This window comes from Thermostichus sp. OS-CIW-26, assembly GCF_054058395.1.
In genome coordinates, this window is record NZ_JBSSAG010000018.1 from 1 (window position 1) to 21,686 (window position 21,686).

Annotated in this window: 19 protein-coding genes; 9 read left to right on the forward strand and 10 right to left on the reverse strand. The window is 56.9% G+C overall.

The features are described from left to right. Positions 1-145: 145 nt before the first annotated feature. The 8 genes from rlmD to ACVW0C_RS08670 all read right to left on the reverse strand — a co-directional run bounded on the left by rlmD (position 146) and on the right by ACVW0C_RS08670 (position 8,172). Positions 146-1,540: a 23S rRNA (uracil(1939)-C(5))-methyltransferase RlmD gene (rlmD, locus tag ACVW0C_RS08635; protein ID WP_457384929.1), complete on the reverse strand. Its 1,395-nt coding sequence runs from the start codon at positions 1,538-1,540 to the stop codon at positions 146-148. 151 nt (positions 1,541-1,691) lie between these two features. Continuing rightward, positions 1,692-2,879 carry a GNAT family N-acetyltransferase gene (locus ACVW0C_RS08640; protein WP_414329285.1) on the reverse strand — a complete coding sequence of 396 codons (1,188 nt, stop codon included), beginning with the start codon at positions 2,877-2,879 and terminating at the stop codon, positions 1,692-1,694. 229 nt (positions 2,880-3,108) lie between these two features. After that, positions 3,109-4,167, reverse strand: a complete 1,059-nt coding sequence (locus tag ACVW0C_RS08645; protein ID WP_414350608.1) for an ATP-grasp domain-containing protein — start codon at positions 4,165-4,167, stop codon at positions 3,109-3,111. A gap of 36 nt (positions 4,168-4,203) precedes the next feature. Further along, positions 4,204-5,022, reverse strand: coding sequence for an alpha/beta hydrolase-fold protein (locus ACVW0C_RS08650; RefSeq protein WP_457384930.1), 819 nt, complete (start codon positions 5,020-5,022; stop codon positions 4,204-4,206). Positions 5,023-5,088: 66 nt separating this feature from the next. After that, on the reverse strand, positions 5,089-5,742 hold the full coding sequence (locus ACVW0C_RS08655; protein ID WP_457384931.1) for an LON peptidase substrate-binding domain-containing protein: 654 nt from the start codon (positions 5,740-5,742) through the stop codon (positions 5,089-5,091). 95 nt (positions 5,743-5,837) lie between these two features. Then, positions 5,838-6,344, reverse strand: a complete 507-nt coding sequence (ruvC, locus tag ACVW0C_RS08660; RefSeq protein WP_457384932.1) for a crossover junction endodeoxyribonuclease RuvC — start codon at positions 6,342-6,344, stop codon at positions 5,838-5,840. A gap of 295 nt (positions 6,345-6,639) precedes the next feature. Next, on the reverse strand, positions 6,640-7,158 hold the full coding sequence (pgsA, locus tag ACVW0C_RS08665) for a CDP-diacylglycerol--glycerol-3-phosphate 3-phosphatidyltransferase (RefSeq protein ID WP_457384968.1): 519 nt from the start codon (positions 7,156-7,158) through the stop codon (positions 6,640-6,642). 78 nt (positions 7,159-7,236) lie between these two features. After that, entirely contained in the window at positions 7,237-8,172 is a 936-nt protein-coding gene (locus ACVW0C_RS08670; RefSeq protein ID WP_457384933.1) for a nucleoside hydrolase, read from the reverse strand. 121 nt (positions 8,173-8,293) lie between these two features. Here ACVW0C_RS08670 and ACVW0C_RS08675 point away from each other — a divergent pair, with 121 nt between their 5' ends. The 8 genes from ACVW0C_RS08675 (at position 8,294) to ACVW0C_RS08710 (ending at position 17,744) form a co-directional block, all read left to right on the forward strand. Then, positions 8,294-9,298, forward strand: a complete 1,005-nt coding sequence (locus ACVW0C_RS08675; RefSeq protein WP_414343474.1) for a circadian clock protein KaiA — start codon at positions 8,294-8,296, stop codon at positions 9,296-9,298. Between the two features lie 2 nt (positions 9,299-9,300). Beyond that, entirely contained in the window at positions 9,301-9,603 is a 303-nt protein-coding gene (gene kaiB, locus ACVW0C_RS08680; RefSeq protein ID WP_011430723.1) for a circadian clock protein KaiB, read from the forward strand. Positions 9,604-9,631: 28 nt separating this feature from the next. After that, on the forward strand, positions 9,632-11,257 hold the full coding sequence (gene kaiC, locus ACVW0C_RS08685; RefSeq protein ID WP_011432142.1) for a circadian clock protein KaiC: 1,626 nt from the start codon (positions 9,632-9,634) through the stop codon (positions 11,255-11,257). A gap of 255 nt (positions 11,258-11,512) precedes the next feature. After that, positions 11,513-12,595, forward strand: a complete 1,083-nt coding sequence (gene pilM, locus ACVW0C_RS08690; protein WP_457384934.1) for a type IV pilus biogenesis protein PilM — start codon at positions 11,513-11,515, stop codon at positions 12,593-12,595. A 60-nt stretch (positions 12,596-12,655) separates the two neighbouring features. Beyond that, complete coding sequence (locus ACVW0C_RS08695; RefSeq protein ID WP_457384935.1) at positions 12,656-13,363, forward strand: PilN domain-containing protein; 708 nt, start codon at positions 12,656-12,658, stop codon at positions 13,361-13,363. Beyond that, positions 13,363-14,064: a hypothetical protein gene (locus tag ACVW0C_RS08700; protein ID WP_011432139.1), complete on the forward strand. Its 702-nt coding sequence runs from the start codon at positions 13,363-13,365 to the stop codon at positions 14,062-14,064. The genes ACVW0C_RS08695 and ACVW0C_RS08700 overlap by 1 nt, the downstream gene beginning before the upstream one ends. A gap of 262 nt (positions 14,065-14,326) precedes the next feature. Beyond that, a complete protein-coding gene (locus ACVW0C_RS08705) occupies positions 14,327-16,477 on the forward strand; it encodes an AMIN domain-containing protein (protein ID WP_457384936.1) in 2,151 nt (716 codons plus the stop codon). Positions 16,478-16,727: 250 nt separating this feature from the next. Further along, positions 16,728-17,744, forward strand: a complete 1,017-nt coding sequence (locus tag ACVW0C_RS08710; protein ID WP_457384937.1) for an Ig-like domain-containing protein — start codon at positions 16,728-16,730, stop codon at positions 17,742-17,744. 179 nt (positions 17,745-17,923) lie between these two features. Here ACVW0C_RS08710 and ACVW0C_RS08715 read toward each other — a convergent pair whose 3' ends face one another. After that, a complete protein-coding gene (locus ACVW0C_RS08715) occupies positions 17,924-18,490 on the reverse strand; it encodes a DUF2854 domain-containing protein (RefSeq protein WP_457384938.1) in 567 nt (188 codons plus the stop codon). A 122-nt stretch (positions 18,491-18,612) separates the two neighbouring features. Between ACVW0C_RS08715 and ACVW0C_RS08720 the strand changes: the two genes are divergently transcribed. Continuing rightward, positions 18,613-20,154, forward strand: coding sequence for an aminotransferase class I/II-fold pyridoxal phosphate-dependent enzyme (locus ACVW0C_RS08720; RefSeq protein ID WP_457384939.1), 1,542 nt, complete (start codon positions 18,613-18,615; stop codon positions 20,152-20,154). Positions 20,155-20,170: 16 nt separating this feature from the next. Here the strand turns inward: ACVW0C_RS08720 and ACVW0C_RS08725 are convergent, their stop codons facing one another. Then, positions 20,171-21,613 carry a hemolysin family protein gene (locus ACVW0C_RS08725; protein WP_457384940.1) on the reverse strand — a complete coding sequence of 481 codons (1,443 nt, stop codon included), beginning with the start codon at positions 21,611-21,613 and terminating at the stop codon, positions 20,171-20,173. Positions 21,614-21,686: the final 73 nt, after the last annotated feature.

The window sequence follows — 21,686 nt, forward strand, 5'->3', positions numbered from 1 at the left end:
ATCGTATTCTTGACCTATGCGTGATGACAACGATATTCACATGGCCGGCACTGCGTTTTTAAAGGGCGTCGGCTACGGTCGGCGCTATCCTTCCCTGCCCTGAAGGACGGGGCTTGCCGCGCCTTTTGGTCAGGGTGCGTACTCTTCAAACTCGCTCCAAAAAGGCCACCCCCTCCACATGCCCGGTTTGGGGAAAGAAGTCAGCCGCCCGCCATTGGGTAAGGCGATAGGATCCCTCTGCCAGTAGGATCTGCAAGTCTCGCGCCAAAGTGGCAGGGTGACAGCTAATGTAGACGATGCGTGGTGGTCGTCGCAGCTTTAGGGTCTCGAGCACTTGGCGGTCGCAGCCGCGCCGCGGCGGATCCAGCACCACAATGTCGGCAGGGGGCAGGGTCGGCAAAACCTGTTCCACCGTGCCCTGGAAAAATTGGGCTGAGGCGATACCGTTGAACTGGGCATTGTAGCGGGCTTGGGCCACCGCTTCCGGCAAAGCTTCCACCCCCATCGCCCGTTTCGCCCGTTGCGCCAGCAGCAAGGTTAAGGTGCCGATGCCACAGTAGGCATCCAGGATGGTTTCCTCTCCCCGCAGGTTCAGTTGGTCGGCTATCCAGGTAAAAAAGGCTTCTGCTTGCTCTGTGTTGACCTGGAAGAAAGAGGTGCTGTCGATCCAGAGGGAAAAACCGGCAAATTCCTCCCGCAAAGACCCCCGACCGGCAATCACCTCAGTCTCCGGGCCGAAGATGGCATTGGTGCGGGCCGAGTTGAGATTGAGACAGACCCCCACCAGGTCAGGGTAGCGCTGCATCCAGCGTTCGGCCCAGCTTTCCAGATGGGGCAGGCGACGACTGCAACTGACCAAGGTCAGGAGCACCTCGCGGGTACGGCGACCGATGCGCAAACCCAAGTGGCGGAGATGACCTTGGTGACGACTTTCGTCGTAGACACTCCAGCCCGTTTCTTGGAGATCCCGCTTGATTTCCCTCAGGAACACATCCAGCCGCTCGTCTTGCACGGGGCATTGGTTGAGGTTCACCAGGCGGTGGCTGCCCCGTTGGTAGTAGCCCATGCGCAAGGGCTGGCCCTCCGGTTTGGCCATGGGGTAGGTGACCTTGTTGCGATAGCGCAGCGGCTGCTGGGATCCCAAAATAGGGACAGGCTGCGGCAGAGTCAGACCGCCAATCCGCTCCAGTGCATCCCTGAGGATTTGCTGCTTGGTGGCCAATTGCTGGGCATAGCTGACATGTTGCCATTGGCAGCCACCACATTTGTCCGCCACAATGCAGGCTGGTCGCACCCGTTGGGGAGAGGGAGAAATCAGCGACCGAATTCGCCCGACCAAGTAATTGCGCTTGATCTCGGTTATTTGGGCCACCACCTGATCCCCGGGCACCGCCTGGGACACAAACACCACTCGCCCTTGTCCAAGTCCTACCGTGTGGGCAATGCCATCTCCCTGGGGGGTCAGGGCCGTGACCTCCAACGCCAAGAGATCCCCAGGTTTAACGGGATCAGGAAGGCTGGAAGGGATCGGATGTTCCATTAGGCTGTTTCGCCGAAATTCGAAATAACTATAACCATAGGTCAGGTCGTGTTGGCTGGAGTCAGCATTGCCGGAAAAAGCTGTAGCAAGGCAAAAAGCATGTCAGCCGCCAACTGCTTACGGGATTGAAAACCCCATCCAATGAAGTGGTTCACTCCTTGGTCAAAGCAGATAGAGAAGGCAAAACATCTTCTCGAAAAGGAACCTCGTTTTGATTCACGTTCTCCAGCTCGGCCAACATGAGAGGGTTAACCCGGTTTAGGTAGGGCACCAAAACCTGTTGTAGCCTTCGGCTGTAGAAGCGGTGGTAGCTGTACACAGGCGTGGCCGGAAATCCCCGTCGAATCTTATGGGATCCCCCTGCGCCGGGATCAAAGTTGCGGATCCCTTCTCGGATGGCGAGGGCAATGGGCTCGTAGTAGCAAACGTTAAAGTGCAAAAACTTCACCTCCTCCCGACAACCCCAGTAGCGCCCGAACAGGCGATCTCCCTTACGAATACAAAAAGACATCCCCACAATTTCTGCATTCCGTTCCCCGGCCACTAGCACAACTCGCTCCCGATAGTTGGGATAGAGAGACTCGAAAAAGCGGCGATTGAGATATTTGCTCCAGTTCCAAAATTGGGCGCAGGTGTTGCTGTAAAAGTCGTACATGAGAGACAACAGGCGGGGCGTGATCTCCTCTCCTGTGTAAATCTTGAGTTCTAGGCCGCTTTTTTCCATTGCAGCCCGCTCTCGCTTGATGTTGCGCCGCTGGTTGGCATTGAACTGGCTCAAAAAGTCTTCGTAAGAGCGGTAGCCGGGGTTGTGCCACTGGTAGTTGTGGGTGATCCGAGGCGTAAATCCATCCGACTCCAATTGAGTCCGCCAGTCCAGATCTACATAAAGCAAGCTAAACACCGAAATATCCTTCTCTTGGCAAAACCGGTCAATGGCTGCCAGCATCAACGACCACACCTCTGCTTCCGAATACTCGGGATGGACGAGGATGCGATAGCCCGTGGCCGGGGTGAAGGGGGCCATGCCGATTAACTTCGGGTAGTAGCGTTCCCCCAGTTGGCCGGCAACTGCAGCCCATTCTTGGTCAAAGACAAACTCCCCCTGGCTGTGGCTTTTCAAATACAAGGGGGCAGCAGCAACCAACTGGCCGTCCGCCTCCACCAACAGGTGACAGGGCAGCCACCCTGTCCTGCGGCTGGCACAACCTGAGCTCTCTAGGCTGTGCAACCATTCGTATTCCAAAAAAGGAGAGGTGCGCTCCGTTTGCAAGGCGTGCCAGGCCACTGCCGGGATCTCGCGAATATCGTGGCACCAGCGCCATTTCAACCCGGTTGACATTTGCCTGCTCGGATCAGACCAACCCGCCGTGCAATTGCCTCAGCTTGGCTGGGAAAAGGCCCCCAATGCTCTTGCCGACTCAACGCCGCCAAATGCAGCACCTGGCAGGATCCCTGCGCCTGCTTGATTATGGACCACCCTGAAGCGGGGTCGGAAACCACGCTGCTGCTCCTTTGCCCGTCCACAACTTCTCCGGCGGAAAACCACACTTTTGGGTTCTGGTTTGATTTTAATCGGGATCCCTGGGCTCGTAGTAACGGTTGGCCAAATCCAGAGCCATCTGAAACTTCTGCTCGCGGGTGAGGTCAGCCCGTCGGGCAATGTGAGCAAAGCGGTTGATATCTGGGGGCAGGAAGTCGAAAGGACGCTGTTCCCGCACGATGTCCAAGACCAAATCGCAAAGGGCCTGCTGGTAATCGTTGTAGAAGATCTCTCCCAAAGCCTTGAGCCGTCCATCGGGCACCGGATTGTTAAAGTCGATGGCCTGGAGCTCTCCCTGCTCGTCGATAAATAGCTCCACCGAGTTCATTTCATAGCCCAAAACTCGATTGATAATCCGACAGGTATTGATGACTTTCTGGCCCATTTCCGGCGTGAGAAATTCTGGATCAAACAGATATTCGCTGGCATCGAACTTGCGAAAGATATACTTGATCGGAATGATCTTTCGGCCAATGCAGAGGGCGCGAATCTGCCAAGGGTAAGGGGTTTTGACCTTCTCTTGGATCATCATCACCTGAGATCCAGAGCGGTCGTAAAAATAGAGGAGCTGCTCCATGTTGTGGGCTATTTCTACTCCAATGGCCTCTCGCCCCTCCGCCGGCTTAATCACAATTGGCCAGCCCAGATCTTCCGCCATCCCCTGCCAATCGAAAAACTTGTGATACTTAAAGTCCTCTGCTTTCAATGCGGGGGCTTCTTTAGGGGGCAGAATGTAAGTTTTGGGGATGGAGATCCCCAGCTCTTTGACCACCATGTAGGCAGCATCTTTGTTGCGCAGGTAGTAATAAAAGCTAAAGGGGTTGTTGATGAGGTAAACCCCCCGAAAGGCAAAGCCCATGAATAGGCCGATGGCTTGGGGGTAAAGGTAGCTGAAGCGATCCAGGATCAGGCGATACTTGGTGCGGTAATCCAGGTTCACCTCATGAATGGTGACATGTTCGGCCCGGATCTTGTAAGTTTGGCCGTTGCGAGCTTGAACAGGGGGAAGTGCGTTGAGGCGAGCCAGAGTATCGTCCCCAAAAGGCTCGCTGAAGTGCAGGCTGCCAACCCAATAGTCTTCAATCATCAAAGCTCTCTCAAAAGCTATTCCCTGCAAGGGATCCTACGCGAAGGCGCGGATTTGCGCTTGCCAAGTGGGCCAGTCGTGATCCCCCTCCCATACCTCCAGTTGATGGGGGATGTCGTTGCGGCTGAGCACTTCTGCCAGGCGCAGATTGTCGCTGAGGCAGTGGTCGCGGCGAGCGGTGAGCAACTTCAGCTCGGTGTTGCGCCCGCCCAACTGATCCCAGAGTTGCCGGCTCATGTTGGACATATAGGCCAGCGGGTTGATGAAATACAGCTCCTGCTCTGCCCGTTGGGGATCCCAGCCGGTGACAGAGCCGAGAGCGGCCACATCGTAGGGCCCCCCCAGAGCCAAACAACGGCGCACTAGGCCGGGATGCCGACAGGTGAGGTTGACAGCATGGGTAGCTCCCAGGGAAAACCCAGCTACCACCAGAAACTCATTTTGCGCCTCGGCCTTGGCGTAGGGGATCAGCTCTTCTACCCAGTGCCGCTCCAACAACAGCCAACGCTCCCGCCGTTGGGGCAAGTCCAGCTGGCGGTTGAACAAAGTCTCCCAATCTAGGGTTTCCACGCAAAAAGCCTGCAAATAGCCCTGCTCCAGATGATGGCTGAGGCTGGCAATAATGCCGCGATCTTCCACGTCAAAAAAACGCCCGTTGCTGGTGGGCAGACAGATCAGCGGGTAGCCGTGATGCCCAAAGTGGAGCATCTCCATTTCCCGGCCCAAGATCTGAGAGGGAAAGCGCAAGTAGCGGCGAGCGTAGGCCATGAAAAACGGGGAAGGGATCCTCAAGAAATACCCAACCTTTCCGGGGGAAGCATTCTGCTCTGCCTGGTCGAGCAAGGCAAAGGGCACTCTCTGGAAAGGTCCACAAGAGCCACCAGAACAGATGGGAGCAGACCTGACCAACTGACAGGAACCTCAGGAAATTTCCGTGAACAGATCCTTGAGGGCTGTGCGGGCGGCCAAGTGCTTGCGGGTGGACTCGAGAATTTCGGCTTCTCGGCGCAGCCGCCTTTCGGTACTGACCATTTCCAGCAGAGCTTGCTGCTCTTGGGGGGCCCCATGGAAGTGGCTAGCCACCCAGTAGGACAGTTCTATGGGGGTGGTGGGGAGCTGCTCCGGCAACTGTGCATCCCGCTCCATTAGCTTGCCCGAGAGACGCACCACATCTTGAAGGAGAGTGGTAACCTGGCGCACCCAGCTCTGCAGGTCATCGGAAGGGGTGGTCGGCTCATCCTCAATCCATTCCACCAGCCCCACCCGGAAGGGTTTTTCCCGCACGTAATTCAAGACGCGGAAGCGCTGCTGCCCCAAGGTCAAAATGTCCATGCGGTCATCCGGCAATCGCTGCACCTGCAACACCTCAGCACAACAGCCCACCCGCACTGGGGATCCCGTCTGGGGATTGAACATCAGCACCCCAAAGCGGCGATCCGTCTCCAGAATGGTGTTGATCATCATGCGGTAGCGGTACTCGAATATGTGCAGCGGCAGAGGTCGGCCCGGAAACAGCACCACCTCCGGCAAGGGAAACAGCGGTAGCTCGCGAACATCCAAGGAAGAAGAAGGCATAGGGCTTGTGCTTCTCGCTGTACTGAGTCTAGCCCATCTTTATTGGCCAATCTTTATCTCTGCTAAAGGTAGGGGATTGACAGGGAGGGGATCCCTCAAGAGAAGCGGTGGTGCCAGACTGTGATGGCAATCGCCAAGGCATCGGCGGCATCATCCGGGCGGGGCAAGCTGGGCAGGTTGAGTTCCCGGGCCACGGCAGCTTGTACAGCCTGCTTGTCGGCGCGTCCGTAGCCTGTCAAACTTTGCTTGACTTGGGCGGGCGTAAACTCCACCGGCAACAGATGATGCTGGGCCAAGGTGAGCAGGATCACGCCACGGGCTTGGGCGATGGCAATGGTATTGCCCATTTTGTAGAAAAAAAGTTTTTCCAGCCCCACCTGATGCGGGCGCAGTTGGCGCAGCAACTGGCTCAAATCCTCGTGCAGCGTTTGCAGCCGCTCCGGCATCGAGTGTTGGCTGGGGGTGCTGATCACCCCATAATCCACAGGTTTCAACCCCGCAGATCCCGCCAGAATGCAACCAAAACCCATGGTTTCCAGACCTGGATCTAGGCCGAGGATGCGCTGCTCAGGTGGGGTGTCTGATACATTTACGCTGAACACTGCTGAACATCACTGTTCAACTATGCAGCGATAGCACTCTGTTTGTTTCCAAACAGAATGGCGGTATCCCGCAAAGCTTTGAGTAGAATACCCAAAGCGCAGTTTCCGTGTCGTCTTACTACCAATTTTCTGCTTTGCTTTGGCTACCATGTTGGCAGACTCGAAAGTAAACAGAAAGATCAACTGGTAGTAATCCGCACTGAACATATTATACATTATTTTCAGTATAGTTGAGCTTATTATTGACTAGAGTCATGCTCCTCTGTCGGCGAGGGGCGGGGGGATCTGACAAGGGCTATGGCCTGCCGGGTGACTGCGCATGATGGGGATGATCGGTGTGCAGGTAGGTCAGGCCCGAGATCAGGGTGAGAACCACCGCCACCCAAAAACAAGGGATCCCTCCCGGCCACCCCAAAATCAGCAAAGCAATGGCCAGGATTTGGGTTACCGTCTTGGCTTTGCCCCAGAAATTGGCACCGCGGATTTGGCTTTGGTTGACCCGCCAGCCGGCGATGGCCAGCTCCCGCCCCACCAGCAAAAACACGCCCCAAGCGGGGATCCGCCCCAGTTCCAGCAGGCCCAGCAGCGGCGCCAACACCAGCAGCTTATCCACCAGAGGATCCAAAAACTTGCCCATATCGGTTACCAAGCCATAACGGCGGGCCAAATGGCCATCCAGCCAATCGGTTGCCGCCGCCAACAGGAACGCCCAGAGGGCCAACCTCTCTCCCCAGGGGGACTGCAGGCTCAGGCCCAGCAAAACAAAAGGGATCCCTGCCAGCCGCAGCAGGGTGACGGCGGTGGGCAGGTTCACCCACTCCAGCTTGGCACGTTGGACGGCGCTGGGATTCTCCACCTTCGGATCTGGCCTCAAGGATCAGAACTATCAGAATTATCGGTAACGGCCCAGGCGCTCGGTGAGCAGGTGGTAAAACCCCTGGGCATCCACCCCAAAAGCCACCTGAACATTGGCGAGGCGACCACTGGATCCCCAGCGATCCACCACCGTCCGGCCCAGGTTCAAGGGGCTAGCCGTTTCCACCTCGACGTAGCAGGGCTTGAGCTCGAACAACTGCGGCTGTAACAGATAGGCAATCACACAAGGGTCATGCAATGGCCCTCCCGGTAGCCCGTAGCGTTCTACGTCGACCTTACCGTAAAAGGTGAGCATATTGGCCACCGTCTGCCCAACGCGGGTGCCCAGGGCGCGGATGCGCTCAATCCGCTCCGGCGTGCTGAGGACATGTTGGGTGACGTGCAAGCCCAGCATCACCACCTCCGGGATCCCGGCGCTGAGCACGATCTGGGCGGCGTGGGGATCGGTGAGGATGTTGAACTCGGCTGCCGGGGTAACATTCCCCTCAAAGGCGGATCCCCCCATAAACACCAGCCGCTGGATGCGCTCCACAATCCGGGGCTGCTGCACCAGGGCCACTGCCAAGTTGGTCATCGGGCCCAGCAAAGCCAAGGTAACCGGCTCAGGGGCAGCCATCAGCGTCTCGATGAGATAGGGCACTGCATGCTGGGATCCCAAAGGCATCTGGGGCTCCGGCAGATCCGCTCCGTCGATCCCGGTTTTGCCATGCACCTGCTCGGCGGTTTCCAGAGGGCGCAAGAGAGGTCGGGGGCAGCCAGCATACACCCCCATCTGCGGCTGACCGGCCAATTCACAGATCTGTCGAGCATTGCGGCTGGTTTTGTCCAAGGAGACATTGCCAGCCACCGTGGTAATGCCCAGCAATTGCAGCTCTTCTGGCGACGCCATAGCCAGCAGCAGAGCCACCGCATCGTCTTGGCCAGGGTCACAGTCGATGATCAGGGGCACCATAGGGATCTCAGCAGCAGCTCACTCACCCCTAGTTTAGGTTTTTCTCCCGCTCTTTTCCTCTGGCCGGTGAGCGCGGATCCCGGTCAGATTTAAGATAGGAAATATATCTTCATCCTTTGTCTTGTTGCCTGACACCCATCCACTGCGCATCAACCTGTTGCTGGATTGGGAGCCGCCAGCAGGAGAGCCCCTAGCTTGCGAGGACTGGCTACCCCCTGAACGCTTTGTTGTCGAGTGTTTTCAGGATCAAGCTACCTTCCTAGAGGCTCTCAGGAGACAAGACGGCCATGTCGATTGCTTGGTGCTCCTGGTGGATCCCACTCGGCTGCAAGAGCTGCACGATCTGGGCAATCAGCTCTGCGCGTGGGGACTGCTGCTGCCGACGGTGCTGGCGATTGTGCTGGAAGAATCCCACCTGCAAAAGGAAACACCGGAGACGGAAGGAGAGATCCCTGCCACCTCATCTTTGGTGAAAGCATTGCTCAAGCGAGAGCAGTTTTTCTACCACAACGCCACCCTCGTCCGTCCCATTTCGCCACAGGAGCTGAAGGGGCAGGTGCGGGCCGACTGTACCGCTTCGGGATCCCCTTCCGTCTTGGAGCTGCTGGTGGATCGGGCCATCGCCTTGTTTCTGCAGATGTCTCCCACCTGCGGCCTCCCGCAGGGCCCAGCGCATCCCAGCGATCAGCCCTACCTGGCTTACAGCAACCAACAACAACGGCGGCTGGCGGAGAAATTGCGGGAACGGCTGGGCTACGCCGGAGTGTACTATCATCGTGACCCAGAGCTGTTTTACCGTCGCCTCCCGCCCCACGAGCAGCAAGCCCTCATGCGACGGCTGCGTAACCTTTACCAGGCAATCGTCTTGGACTATTTTCAATCTCCCGAGACCGTCAATGCCCGCATCGACGAGCTGGTGGCCTTGGCCTTTTTTGCCGATATCGGCGCTGCTCAACTGCTGGAGCTGCACATGAACTTGATGGAAGACTTTGCCAAACAATTGAAACTGGAAGGCCGCAGCGAAGAGATCCTGCTGGATTACCGCCTTACCCTGATCGATGTGATGGCCCACCTGAGCGAAATGTACCGCCGCTCCATTCCCAAAACCGCTCCAAGGGATCCTTAGATATGTCCACTCGCAAAGCCTATGTTCTCAAGCTCTACGTGGCGGGCAACACCCCCAATTCTCTGCGTGCCCTCAGCACCTTGCAAGACATCTTGGAAAAGGAGTTCCGCGGCGTGTACAGCCTGAAGGTGATCGATGTCTTGAAAAATCCGCAACTGGCAGAGGAAGATAAGATCTTGGCAACGCCGACCTTGGCCAAAATCCTGCCGCCACCGGTGCGGAAGATTATTGGCGATCTGTCCAACCGCGAGAAAGTGCTCATCGGCCTGGATCTGCTCTACGAAGAATTGGACGAAGAGGCTTGAGACAGGCTGCAGGAGCAAGGAGAGTGGGATGAACCAGTCATTGGGGCCTTCTGAGCCAGAAAAGCCACAAGATAACACCGCAGAGGACTCCACCGAACCAACCCCAGACAACCACCGGGCGGATCTCTCAGAGCTGCGAGGGATCCCCAAAAAACAGACGGGCATCGAGGGCTTTGAAGACATCAGTCACGGTGGGCTACCCCTGGGACGCACCACCTTGGTCAGCGGCACCTCCGGCACCGGCAAAACCCTGTTTGCCATGCAGTTCCTTTACAACGGCATCGTGAAGTATCAAGAGCCGGGGATCTTCGTCACCTTCGAGGAAACCCCCGCCGATATCATTCGCAATGCCTCCAGCTTTGGCTGGGATCTGCAGGCCCTCATCGACAGGGGCCAACTGTTTATCCTGGATGCCTCCCCCGATCCCGAAGGCTATGAGGTGAGCGGCAACTTTGATTTGTCGGCCCTCATCGAGCGCATCCAGTACGCCATTCGCAAATACAAAGCCAAGCGGGTCTCCATCGACTCAGTGACAGCCATCTTTCAGCAATACGACCCTGCCGGTGTGGTGCGGCGGGAGCTGTTCCGCCTGACGGCCCGCCTCAAGCAGGCCAACGTCACCACCGTCATGACCACGGAGCGCACCGACGAGTACGGCCCCATCGCCCGCTACGGCGTAGAGGAATTCGTCTCCGATAACGTGGTGATCCTACGCAACATCCTGGAGGGAGAGAAACGGCGGCGCACCATTGAGATCTTGAAGCTGCGGGGCACCACCCACATGAAGGGGGAATATCCCTTCACCATCACCAACGACGGGATCAACATCTTCCCCTTGGGAGCCATGCAGCTGACGCAGCGCTCCTCCAACGTGCGGGTCTCCTCCGGCATCGAGAAGCTGGACGAAATGTGCGGCGGCGGTTTCTTCAAGGACTCGATTATTTTGGCCACCGGCGCCACCGGCACGGGCAAAACCTCGCTGGTGAGCAAATTCCTGGAGCGGGGCTGCCTGGATGGGGAACGCTGCATTCTCTTTGCCTACGAAGAGTCGCGGGCGCAGCTGTCCCGCAACGCCTCCTCCTGGGGCATTGACCTGGAAGAGTTCGAGCGGCAGGGCCTCCTCAAGATCATCTGCGCCTACCCAGAATCTGCCGGCCTGGAAGACCACCTGCAGAAGATCAAAACCGAGATGATGGCCTTCAAGCCCTCCCGCATGGCCATCGACTCCCTGTCAGCCCTGGCGCGGGGAGTGAGCCAAAATGCCTTCCGCCAGTTTGTAATCGGGGTAACTGGCCTGGCCAAGCAGGAGGAGATCACCGGCTTTTTCACCAACACCACCGACCAATTCATGGGATCCCATTCCATCACCGAATCCCACATCTCCACCATCACCGACACGATTATCCTGCTGCAATACGTGGAGATCCGCGGAGAGATGGCCCGCGCCCTCAACGTCTTCAAAATGCGGGGATCCTGGCACGACAAAGGGATCCGCGAGTACCTCATCTCCAACGCGGGCATCCAAATCCGCGATTCCTTCCGGGGCTACGAGCGCATCATCAGCGGATCCCCGACCCGCATCAATGTGGATGAGAAAAACGAGCTCTCCCGGATTGTGCAAAACGTCCAGGCCCTCGAGGAAGAAGGGTTGTGAGCGGTTACAACAGTTCCGTGAGTGGGCGCGGCAACAGACCCGTTGAGTCAAGCGAATTTCCAACACCACTCAACACCGCGCAAGCCCTGCACTTGCGGCTGGCAGGGAGGGATCGGCCCAGACAAGGATTTCCCCGCGGCCAATGGCGAACAGTGGTAACCCACCTACAAATTGGGTAGTATGCCTCTAGCAGTAGCGCAAAGGGCGGGGTTTCCCGGCGTGTTTAGTTTTCTTGGTGGTTTCAAAACCCGAACCATGCTTGGGGTGGACATCAACCCCGAGCGCATCGCCGTTGCCCAATTGAAAAAGCAGGGCAATGGTCGCTATCGTCTGGCCCACTACCACAGCGTGGACATGCCGGAAGGGGCGATGGTCGAAGGGCGCATCCTCGATCCGAGCACAGTTGGCTTGATCCTGATGAATTTGCTCAATGAAAACAAGGTACCCACCAACCTGCCGGCAGCCACAGCAGTGCCCGTAAGGGAGGCCATCGTTCGTCTCATTCGCCTGCCTGCCGACCTGCCCGCCGATGAGCTGCGCCGGGTGGTTTTGGAGCAGGAGGCCGAACTTTACATTCCCTATCCGCGGGATCAGGCGGATGTCGACTACCAGCCCTTGGGTCTCGATCTTTCCCAGGATGGCATTGAGCGCATCGAAGTCTTGCTGGTGGCCATCCCCAAAGAGGTGGTGGACAACTACCTGGAGGTGCTGCAGGTGGCCAACTTGCAGGTGCGCTGTGTGGAGCTGGCCAGCTTCTCCCTCATTCGCACCATCCGCGATCAGCTAACCCAGTACGGCCCCCAAGAGGCCGTGTTGCTCAGCTCCATCGGCTACGACAGCAGCGAGATCAGCATTTTGGTGAACGGGATCCCGCAATTTACCCGCACCGTCAACATCGGCACCATCCACATGCGGCAGGTGCTGGCCCAATCCCTGAATCTGCCGCTTAGCCGCACCGGCGACCTGTTGCGAACTCTGAGGTTACCCTTGATCAACCCCACCGATATTTTGGCCACGGGAGAACAGCCAGCGCCCAGCAATCCCGGTGTAGCAGCAGTAACGCGCGTTGTCTCCGATTTGGCGGATGAACTGAAGCGCTCCATCGACTTCTTTACGAGCACAGAAAGCAGCTCGCCTGTGGTGAAAGTACTGCTGGCCGGAACTGGGGCAAGCATCGGCCAAATCGACGGCTTCTTATCTCAGTCGTTGAGCGTGGCGGTGGAGTTGGCGGATCCCTTTGGCAACATTGTCGTGCCGGATTCAGTGGAACTGCCCCTGGAGGAACGCCCAGCAATGGGAGTGGCCCTGGGGTTGGCGTTACGGGAAGACACCAAGTAGCGGCAGCAGGCAGCGCAAGCTCGCCCAACCGATGGAATAGCGCACAAGGCGGTTAAAGAGATGTACACACCGGAGATCAATTTCCTCAAAGAAAGGCCGGATGTCCTCACCACAGCTCGAACAGGGAGAGGGGCAGTAGCCGCGACTGGGGCCGCAGAGGGATCCCAGAATTGGATCCCGGCCATTGGCCTGGGGGTTGCTGTTGCTGCTGTAGCGATGGGAGCTTTTTGGTATTTCCAAGACAGCTTTTCCCGCCAGAGAGAAACCTTGAGGGCGGAGCGGGCTCGCCTTGACAGTGAGCTCAGCACAGCCAATGCTGAGTTGTCCCAGCTGCAGAATGCCAATCAAGAGCTGCAAACCATTCGCGCCCAAACGGAAGGGTTCCGCTCCTTTCTGGGATCCGTCCAGCCTTGGTCGGCCATCTTGGAAGAGCTGCGGCGCAAGATCCCCGGCCAGGGGGTATGGATAACCAACATCAGCGCTTCCGGGGATACTGTCAATATCCAAGGAGGGGCGCTGGACTTTCCCCTGGTGAACGACTTTTTGCTCACCCTGCTGGATTCCAACTTTGTTACCAGCGCCGTCCTGAACAGCAGCTCCCGGGTGGACGGCACAGACGTAACCGAGCCCAGCGTTACCTACGGCATAACCGTAACCATCCGTACCCTGGGGGATCCCGACCCAGAATTTACCCGCGAGCTGGAGCAGCGGGGAGCGATAGGCTTGGTTGAAAAGATCCGCATTTTGCGTCGAGTGGAGGCGAACTGATGACTGGATCGGTTGAAGGTTTTCCCGACGAACAACTGGTGGTTCCCCCGGCAGGGCCGCCGGTACTGCTGGGCGTGGAGCTGACCCCCATTCGAATTGGTCTTTTGATCGGGATCACAGGGTTAGCCGCGGCGGGGTTTCTGGCCTTCACCCAACTTCGCCCCTTGATCGAGGAGGTACAGGCTTTGGAAAGGGAGGTAGCCAACAAAACCACCCAGTTGCAGGACATAAAGAGCCAGATTGCCAGTTTGCAAGATGTGCCCAATCAGGTCGAGAGAGCTCGCGTGGAGCGGGAACAGATCAGTGCCCTGCTCTCCACCCCCGAGAATGCCGACACACAACTGCTGGATCTCAACCGGCTGGTGCAGGGGCAGCCCAACAGCGAGCTGCGCAGCTTTAGCCCTTCTCCACTGACTCCAGCGTCTTCGGCCAATCCGGAAGTGCCTGGGATCATCGCTCCCGCCATCCAAGTGCAGACCACCCGTGTCGCTCTGCGTGGCCCCTATACGGAGCTGATCAATCTGATGGGAGATATAGAACGTCTGCGCACGCTGTTCCGGGTGAGCAACATCAGCTTAAATCCTGTTCAAGACACAGGGGAACTGGACGCTGCTTTTGATTTGATTGCCTACATCTACAACAAAGACGTTCCGTTGGGCACTGCTCCTCCACCTGAAGGGCAAACGGCACCTGGTCAGTAGCCCAGCCATGCCTTGACTCAGGGGGGGATCCTGCCAGTGCGGGATCCCCTCTGGTTTTCAGAAGACGGGAACAACCGCCGGTTCAGCACGGATAGTGTTGCCGAATCGAAGATCTGGGAAAAATTTCTTCCGAAACGGCTACAGGTAGTGGCAAAGTCCGAGATTTCGGCTTTGATTAGGGAAGCACGGGGTGAACGAGGCCAAAGGCACCTGTGGCGAGGTGAAGCAAGAATACGACTGGGTGAAGGAGTGAGGTGTGAGGATGATGAACCGTCGAGTTGCTTATGGGTGTGCGTTGGGCTTGATCCTGTCCCTGCCCCCATTGGCCTTAGAAAGCCGGGTCAATGAGGCAGCCGCTCAACAGTTGACCTCCGCAAACCCGCAACGCCTCAGCCGCATCACAGATATCCGCCTGGTGCCCAACGGCAACCGCATGCAGTTGGAGATCAACACCGAAGGGGGCGCTCGCCCACAGGTGTTCTTTACCCAGCAGGGACAATCTTGGATCGGGGACATCACCAATGCTCAATTGAGCGGAAGCCAGGGCCGCTATCGCCAAGAGTCTCCCCTGCCAGGGGTGCGCTTCATTGAGGCCTGGCAGTTGAGCAACGACAGCGTGCGGATAGAAATAGCCGGTGTGGCCGCAGCTCCCCAAGGCTTGCTGGCTCGGCGCAGCCCGACGCAGTTGGTCTTCGACTTTGAGGGCCTACCCTCTGCCCCACTGGCTCCCCTAGCGGCGGTTCCCCCTCAACCCTCGTCCAACCAAGCAGCGCCCGGCCAACCGGCGTCACTAAACCGACCTCAGCCCGTGGCTCCTGTTCCTCAGCCCGCAGCTCCTGCCCCTGCCTCCCAACCGGTCGCTCAAAACCCTGCCCCTCCGCAGACAACTCAAGCGGCTCCTCCTGCACCTGCTGTTCCTGCTGCACCCGTGATTTCTCAGGTGCCTTCTGTGGACCAGCTCAACCAACCCCAACTGCCGCCAGGGGTTGTCAATCCTGATGTTTCTCCGTTTCAAGGTCGAGCAATGGCTCCCCCGGCTGGAGATCTTGCCGTTGGCAGTATTATTCCAGCTCCTCCCCCGGTGGATTTGGGTTCAAATGCCAAGATCACTTTGACCTTAAGAGATGCTCCTGTAGGTGATGTGTTAAGCCTACTGGTGCGTCGAGCTGGGCTTAATGTAGTTCTCAATGATGTGCCTCCGGACTTGACGATTTCCCTAGATGTAGCTGACTCACCTCTACAAGAAACATTTAACTTTATTTTGCGCTTGAAGGAGCTTCAAGCGTCTCGCGTAGGGCAAACAGTTTTCATTGGTACTACACTCCCTGGGGTTGGCCAGCAGATCGTCAGGACGTACAGACTCAATCAACTGAGAATCGAAGAGGAGATCCAAAACTTTGATTTAACTGCTGCCGGTGCCGCAGGTGGAGGTGGAACAACTGAAATCACGGCTAGGCAGCTAGGTGTTACTCCGAGTGAAATTAGAAGCAGAATTCTAGCCATTTTGGAAGCATCAAACATTCCTTTGGCTCAGGAATCGGCCATTCAAGCAGATCCAAGAACGAATTCACTGACTATTGTTGCCACACCTACCCAACATGACGTAATAGCAGCATATCTTGCCCAAATTGATCTCAGAAGTCGACAGGTCTTGATTAGCGCCAGGTTTATCGAGATTAACCTTAACGACAACTCTGACTTAGGAGTTGCATTAGGTGGTGCATCTGGAAACTTTGCGCTGGGTTCTGGAGATAATACCACCTTTGGTGGAACTCCTCTTAGCCAACCCGAGGGATCCTCAGTTCCTAACGTTGGTTCGGTTCCGGCTCCAGCAACTGGGGGCTCACTTGTGTTTAACACCTTGAATCGATTACAGCAATCTCTAGCAGCTCGTATAGATGCAGCCATTGCTTCAGGAACAGCTAAGATATTGGCCGATCCAAAAGTAGTCGTTGCCAACAACACCGGTGCGGCTGTTGTGGTTGGCCAAGAAGTCATTACCAACAGGAGAATACAAACGGATCCCGCAACAGGCCAGTCAGTAGTTGTTTTCGAGAAGGGAAACGCAGGAGTTAACTTGCTTATTCAAAATGTTAGGATTGACGATAATGGCTATGTTACGTTAAATCTCATTCCTCAGATTTCATCCATCGGTAGCCAAGTTACTTTGGCAGATGGCACCTTAATTAGCTTGCTGAACCAGCGTTCTGTTGGAACTTTGCAAACCAGACTGAAAGACAGAGAAACCCTATTTTTGGGAGGCTTGATACGAGAGGAGGATCGAGTATCTGTTGACAGGGTTCCACTGCTTTCTGAGATTCCTCTGCTGGGTTCTCTTTTTCGTAGGCAAAATACGATAAATGAGAGAACTGAAATTGTAGTCCTAATTACGCCGACAATTTTGGAGGACTGAAGGAAAATCTTTATCGCTGCAAGCCGCTTTCTTCCTGTTGAGCTAGTTACCTTCCTATAAAGACATCTTGGTTTAAATGCTAAGGTCAAGCTTTTCTTGCCGATTTTGGTTGAGACTGGGATCCCTGCTGCTGAGCTTGGCTCTGGCTGGGGCGCTGGCTTCGATTGACACAGGGTGGTCGCAAACCCATCGCCTTTCTCTACCAGTCCAGGGTCAGAGCTATCCACAGCTAGTCGAGCAATCACGCCCTTTGGTTTGGCGAGCTTTGGCGCAACAATTCCAAGCGCAGCCGCAGCCGGAGGAGATCACCTTGGAAGTACTAGGACAAGCCGGGGATCGGCAAGCTCCTCTGTTTACCGTGCGAATGCCTCGCAGCGTTTGGCAGCAGAACCCCTCACCTAGCCAACTGGAGCAACACACTACTTTCTATCCCGATGCGTTGGCTCTTTTACAACCGAGAGCACCGGTGCAGCAGGGTCAGGTAGAGTTTACTGCTCCCTCTGCAAATGGAACTACATTGGTCTCCAGCAATCCTTCCAATGGCCAAAGAGGGATCCCAATTGACCAAAGTATCCATCTGCGTTTTGATCGACAGCTTCCCGCCGGAATAACAGGTCTAGCCTTTGGGATTCAGCCCCCTGTGGAGGTGGCCTTTGACATTCGGGGAAACGAGCTGATCTTTCAACCTTTACAGCTACTCAGTTACAGCACCGATTACAGGGTGCTCCTGCCCGCAGCGGAAGAGCTGGATTTACAAAAGCCCATAGAATTGACTTTCCGCACTGAACCTCAATACACCTACCAGCGAGATATTAAACCTCTACTGGATGCTAGCTGTGTAGGCTGTCATCAGCGGGCTGGTCGGATGCGGCGCAGCCCCTTGGATAGCTATGCTGCGGTGATGCGTTATGTAACGCCGGGATCGGAAAATAGCGAGTTGCTCAAACCGCGTTGGTTAGCTCGTCATGCTGTTATCCAGCGAGCTGCAGGGATCCCTTTGAATGGAGGGGGATCCCCAGACGTGGATGCCCTGAGTTTCTTGTTCCAGGGAGGGGAGGGATCTGGACCTATGCCAAGGGCCCCTGTGAGTGACCCTCAAAGAGAGTCTCCCGGATCTTTTATCGGACGCAGTGGATCCCCAGAATTGGCCTATATTCGTCGCAACGGCACCGGCATGGATCGCCTAGGTTACTTGAGCGCTGACGAAATTCAAATCTTGCGTACCTGGATTATTCAAGATCAAGCGGCTGAGACCCATCAAAGTTAGCCTGATGGGCTGGAGAGTCTTTACTAGAATGCGTCGTAAAGCCCCTGCTTTGGGCACGGGGATATAAGACGCAGGTTGTCTGAGCAGATTAGGTGTGCTGTACGCATTTTAAGAGTCAAGCTGTGAAAAAGTCGTGAAATGGGCGGCTGTGATCATTCCAGATGAGGTTGAGACACTGTTCAGGTGGTCAGGGATCCCGTCCGGGCGATGAGTGCCAACTCCACCTGATTTTCTTGGGGCTGCTCCAGTTGCACCTCCACATCTCGGCCAAAGAAGCCTTGCATTTTTTTCTGGTAGCTTTCCTGCCATTGTTGGAAGGGAACCTTGGGGGAATCGAACAGAAGCACCAAGGTATACCGGCCATCTCGCAGCTCTTCTCTGTACCCTCTCACCTTGGGCAGATCTGCTTCCAGAGGGCCGCGCAGACCCAGAAACTCCAGGGCATCCTCCAGGTGAGCATTGGCCCCGTAGCTATATTTGGTGATATCGGCGCGGACTTGCTTTTGAATTTCCGTGGCCTGCTGGGCGCGGGCTTGGATCACCTCGAGAGAAGGGGCGGCCAGGGCAGGTACCGGCTTGAGTTCCACTACCTTCATGGTTATCCCTCCCAACAGCAAGGGGATCCCGGCAAACAGGCCGATGAGATTGAGGGTGGGATCGTTGTAGTGGGCAAAGCCCCAAGCCGTGGCGGCAACGCCGGCCAGCAACACGAGAGTGCTCAGGGGGAAGGGCAGTTTTTCAAACATACAGGAGAGGAAGAAAGGCCACCTGAAAACCCAGGCTAGCAGGAAAAGCGCCAGCGGTGGACTTAGCCTCCATTGGGATGGATAATCACAAAATGCCCACCTGGTGTGTTGAGGAGTGGTCTGTGGTTCTGTCCAATCTGTCCAAAACCTCTCGTTGCTTGCGCTCGCTGGATCGCAGAGCCCAGGAGCGAGCACCTCTATTTGAGGCCATCCGCCACTATTGCAGCTTGGATAAGGCTCCTTTTCACACGCCAGGCCACAAACAGGGACGCGGGATCCCTGCCGACTTGCGGACCTTTTTGGGAGAGAACGTCTTCCGGGCGGATCTGACCGAGTTGCCAGAGGTGGACAACCTCCACGATCCCGATGGCGTGATCCGAGAGGCCCAGGAGCTGGCGGCAGCAGCTTATGGAGCGGATCGCAGTTGGTTTTTGGTCAACGGTTCCACCTGTGGCGTGGAAACGCTGGTGATGGCGGTGTGCGATCCGGGAGACAAGATCCTCTTGCCGCGCAACTGCCACAAGTCCGCCATTGCCGGGGTGATCCTCTCCGGGGCCGTACCCGTCTACATCGAGCCCGATTTCGACGCTGAGCTGGGCATCGCCCACGGCATCACCCCAGCTGGCTTGGAGCGGGCCCTAGCAGAACACCCCGACGCCAAGGGAGTTTTGGTGGTCAGCCCCACCTACTACGGGGTTTGCTGCGATGTGCAGGCTTTGGCCTCCATCGCCCATGCCCACGGCCTGCCGCTGCTGGTGGATGAGGCCCACGGGCCCCATTTTGGGTTTCATTCGGAATTGCCCATCTCGGCCCTAGAAGCCGGTGCGGATCTGGTGGTGCAGTCCACCCACAAGGTGATCTCCGGCATGACGCAAGCCTCGCTGCTCCACCTGCAGGGATCCCGTATCGACCCCAACCGGGTGCGCAACATTCTGCAACTGCTGCAATCGACCAGTCCCAGCTATGTGCTGATGATGTCGCTGGATGTGGCACGGCGGCAGATGGCACTGGAGGGAGAAGCCCTGCTGGGCCAAGCCTTGGCTTTGGCAGATCAAGCCCGCGCCCGTCTCAACCGCATCCCCGGCTTGCGCTGTTTTGGCCCAGAGCGTATCGGCTCCACCCCTGGTTTTTTCGATTTCGACCGCACCCGCCTCACGGTAACGGTGACAGAGCTGGGGTTGTTCGGCTTCGACGCTCACGACTGGGTTAACGATCACTTCCACGTGCAGCCGGAGATGTCCACCCTGCACAATGTGGTCTTCATTGTCAGCATCGGCAATACCCAGCGAGACATTGACCGCCTGGTGGAAAGTTTCGCCGCCCTGTCGCAACATTTTCAGGGATCCCGCCCATCCAGAGCGGCAATGGAAAAAATGCAGCGGCTGGCACAACTGCCCCGTCCTTGCTTGCCACCACAACGGCTATCACCCCGGGAGGCTTTTTTTGCTCCCATTCAGCGGGTGCCTTTCCAAGAAGCAGTGGGCCATATCTGCGCCGAGATCATCTCCCCCTATCCACCTGGGATCCCGATTTTGGTGCCGGGAGAAGAGGTGACTCAAGAGGCGGTGAACTATCTGCTGTTGGTGCATGAGGCAGGAGGCTTTATCAACGGCCCAGAGGATGTGCGCCTGCAGACCCTGAAAGTGGTCAAGGCAAGGACCTAATGCTCTCCTAGCGGGCTTATGGACGGGTTTTTGCCGTTTGCGCTGGGGGGAGCAGCGGCAGGGAGTTTGCCGGAGTGCCAGAACGGCGAGCTACCTTCACCCGATCCACCCGTGGCCCCTCCATGCGCACCACCTGAAACTCCATGTCTTGGTAGGTGAACTTTTCCCCAGCACGCGGGATCTTCTGCATGTGGTAAATCAAAAAGCCCCCCAGCGTTTGGTAATCCTCGTGCAGAGGCAGGTTGAGGCCACAGCGCTCGTTGATCTCTTCAATATCTAGCTGAGCCTGGATGAGCAAGGTATTTTCGTCAAGTTCTTGGATGTCCGGCTCCTTGGTGTTGGGATCCGGGCCATCGGAGAGCTTGCCGACGATCTCCTCCACCAAGTCTTGAACGGTAATCAGGCCCGCCGTGCCGCCAAACTCATCCACCACCATCACCATCGGCCAGTGGTGCTGCCTCATTTCGGGCAACAGTTCCGCAATTGGCTTGTTCTCCGGCTCAAAGTGGGCCTCGCGGATAAAAGGCGTGATGGGGCTGTGGAGGTCGATGGATCCCTTGGCCAGCTCCCCAATGACTTCCTTGACGTGGATCAGCCCGCGGATGTCATCCAAAGACTCGCCGTAGACCGGGTAACGGGAGTGTCCTGATTCGGCCACCTCGGCCAGCACCTCTTGCACCGTTGCAGTTTCCGGCACAGCGTCGATGCTGGTACGCGGGATCATCACCTCGCTGGCCACCGTCTCGCCGAACTCGAAGATGTTGCTCAAAAGCTCTCGCTCTTCCGCCTCGATGTTGCCCGACTCCACCGAGGAAGCGATCAACAGTTGCAGCTCCTCCACCGTCATGGTGCTGTAAAAGGAGCTGGCCTCCGGAATCTGGACTCCCAAAAGCCGCAGCACACACCGAGAGGAAAAGCGGGGCAGCTCTACAAAAGGTCTTAGGATACGGCTGACCAAACGATTGAGCCAGGCCAGTTGCAGCGCAATCGGCTCGGAATAGAGGATGGCCAGAGTCTTGGGGATCAGCTCCCCCACCACGATCTGAAAATAGGTGAGCAGCGAAAACACCAACACCACTGCCACCCCTCGAATAAGGGCCGGATCCAGGTTCTGAAGCCAAGCCAACTGCCTCAAGGCCAGAAACAGCGTCGGCGCCACTTGCGTAGCCCCGATCCAGCCCAACAACACACTGGCCAGAGTGATGCCCAACTGGGTGGTGGAGAGGGCATACTCCAGTTGTTCTTGGGCTTTTTGCACAATTGCCGCCTGGCGGTTTCCCTCGCTCGCCAACTGCACCATGCGGGAGCGCCGCGCCGATACCAAGGAAAACTCGACCGCGACAAAAAAAGCGTTGATGACCAGAAGACCGATGACCCAAAGGAGACTAAGAGACGCATCTCCCCACGAAAGCTCGGTGTTGGGGAAAGCAGCCGTCGAGGCTAAAGGGGGGTCGTCCATCAGGGGGAGCAGCAAGACGGATAGACAGCATTCTAGCTCAGACTGACTCGGCCACCTGTCCTCGGCCAGCAGT

Coding starts and splice junctions, on each gene's coding strand:
- ACVW0C_RS08715 (WP_457384938.1), bottom strand. CDS start 18,490: ATGTTTGAAAAACTGCCCTTCCCCCTGAGCACTCTCGTGTTGCTGGCC.
- pilM (WP_457384934.1), top strand. CDS start 11,513: ATGCTTGGGGTGGACATCAACCCCGAGCGCATCGCCGTTGCCCAATTG.
- ACVW0C_RS08705 (WP_457384936.1), top strand. CDS start 14,327: ATGATGAACCGTCGAGTTGCTTATGGGTGTGCGTTGGGCTTGATCCTG.
- ACVW0C_RS08645 (WP_414350608.1), bottom strand. CDS start 4,167: ATGATTGAAGACTATTGGGTTGGCAGCCTGCACTTCAGCGAGCCTTTT.
- ACVW0C_RS08670 (WP_457384933.1), bottom strand. CDS start 8,172: ATGGTGCCCCTGATCATCGACTGTGACCCTGGCCAAGACGATGCGGTG.
- rlmD (WP_457384929.1), bottom strand. CDS start 1,540: ATGGAACATCCGATCCCTTCCAGCCTTCCTGATCCCGTTAAACCTGGG.
- ACVW0C_RS08700 (WP_011432139.1), top strand. CDS start 13,363: ATGACTGGATCGGTTGAAGGTTTTCCCGACGAACAACTGGTGGTTCCC.
- ACVW0C_RS08655 (WP_457384931.1), bottom strand. CDS start 5,742: ATGCCTTCTTCTTCCTTGGATGTTCGCGAGCTACCGCTGTTTCCCTTG.
- kaiB (WP_011430723.1), top strand. CDS start 9,301: ATGTCCACTCGCAAAGCCTATGTTCTCAAGCTCTACGTGGCGGGCAAC.
- kaiC (WP_011432142.1), top strand. CDS start 9,632: ATGAACCAGTCATTGGGGCCTTCTGAGCCAGAAAAGCCACAAGATAAC.
- ACVW0C_RS08640 (WP_414329285.1), bottom strand. CDS start 2,879: ATGTCAACCGGGTTGAAATGGCGCTGGTGCCACGATATTCGCGAGATC.
- ACVW0C_RS08695 (WP_457384935.1), top strand. CDS start 12,656: ATGTACACACCGGAGATCAATTTCCTCAAAGAAAGGCCGGATGTCCTC.
- ACVW0C_RS08725 (WP_457384940.1), bottom strand. CDS start 21,613: ATGGACGACCCCCCTTTAGCCTCGACGGCTGCTTTCCCCAACACCGAG.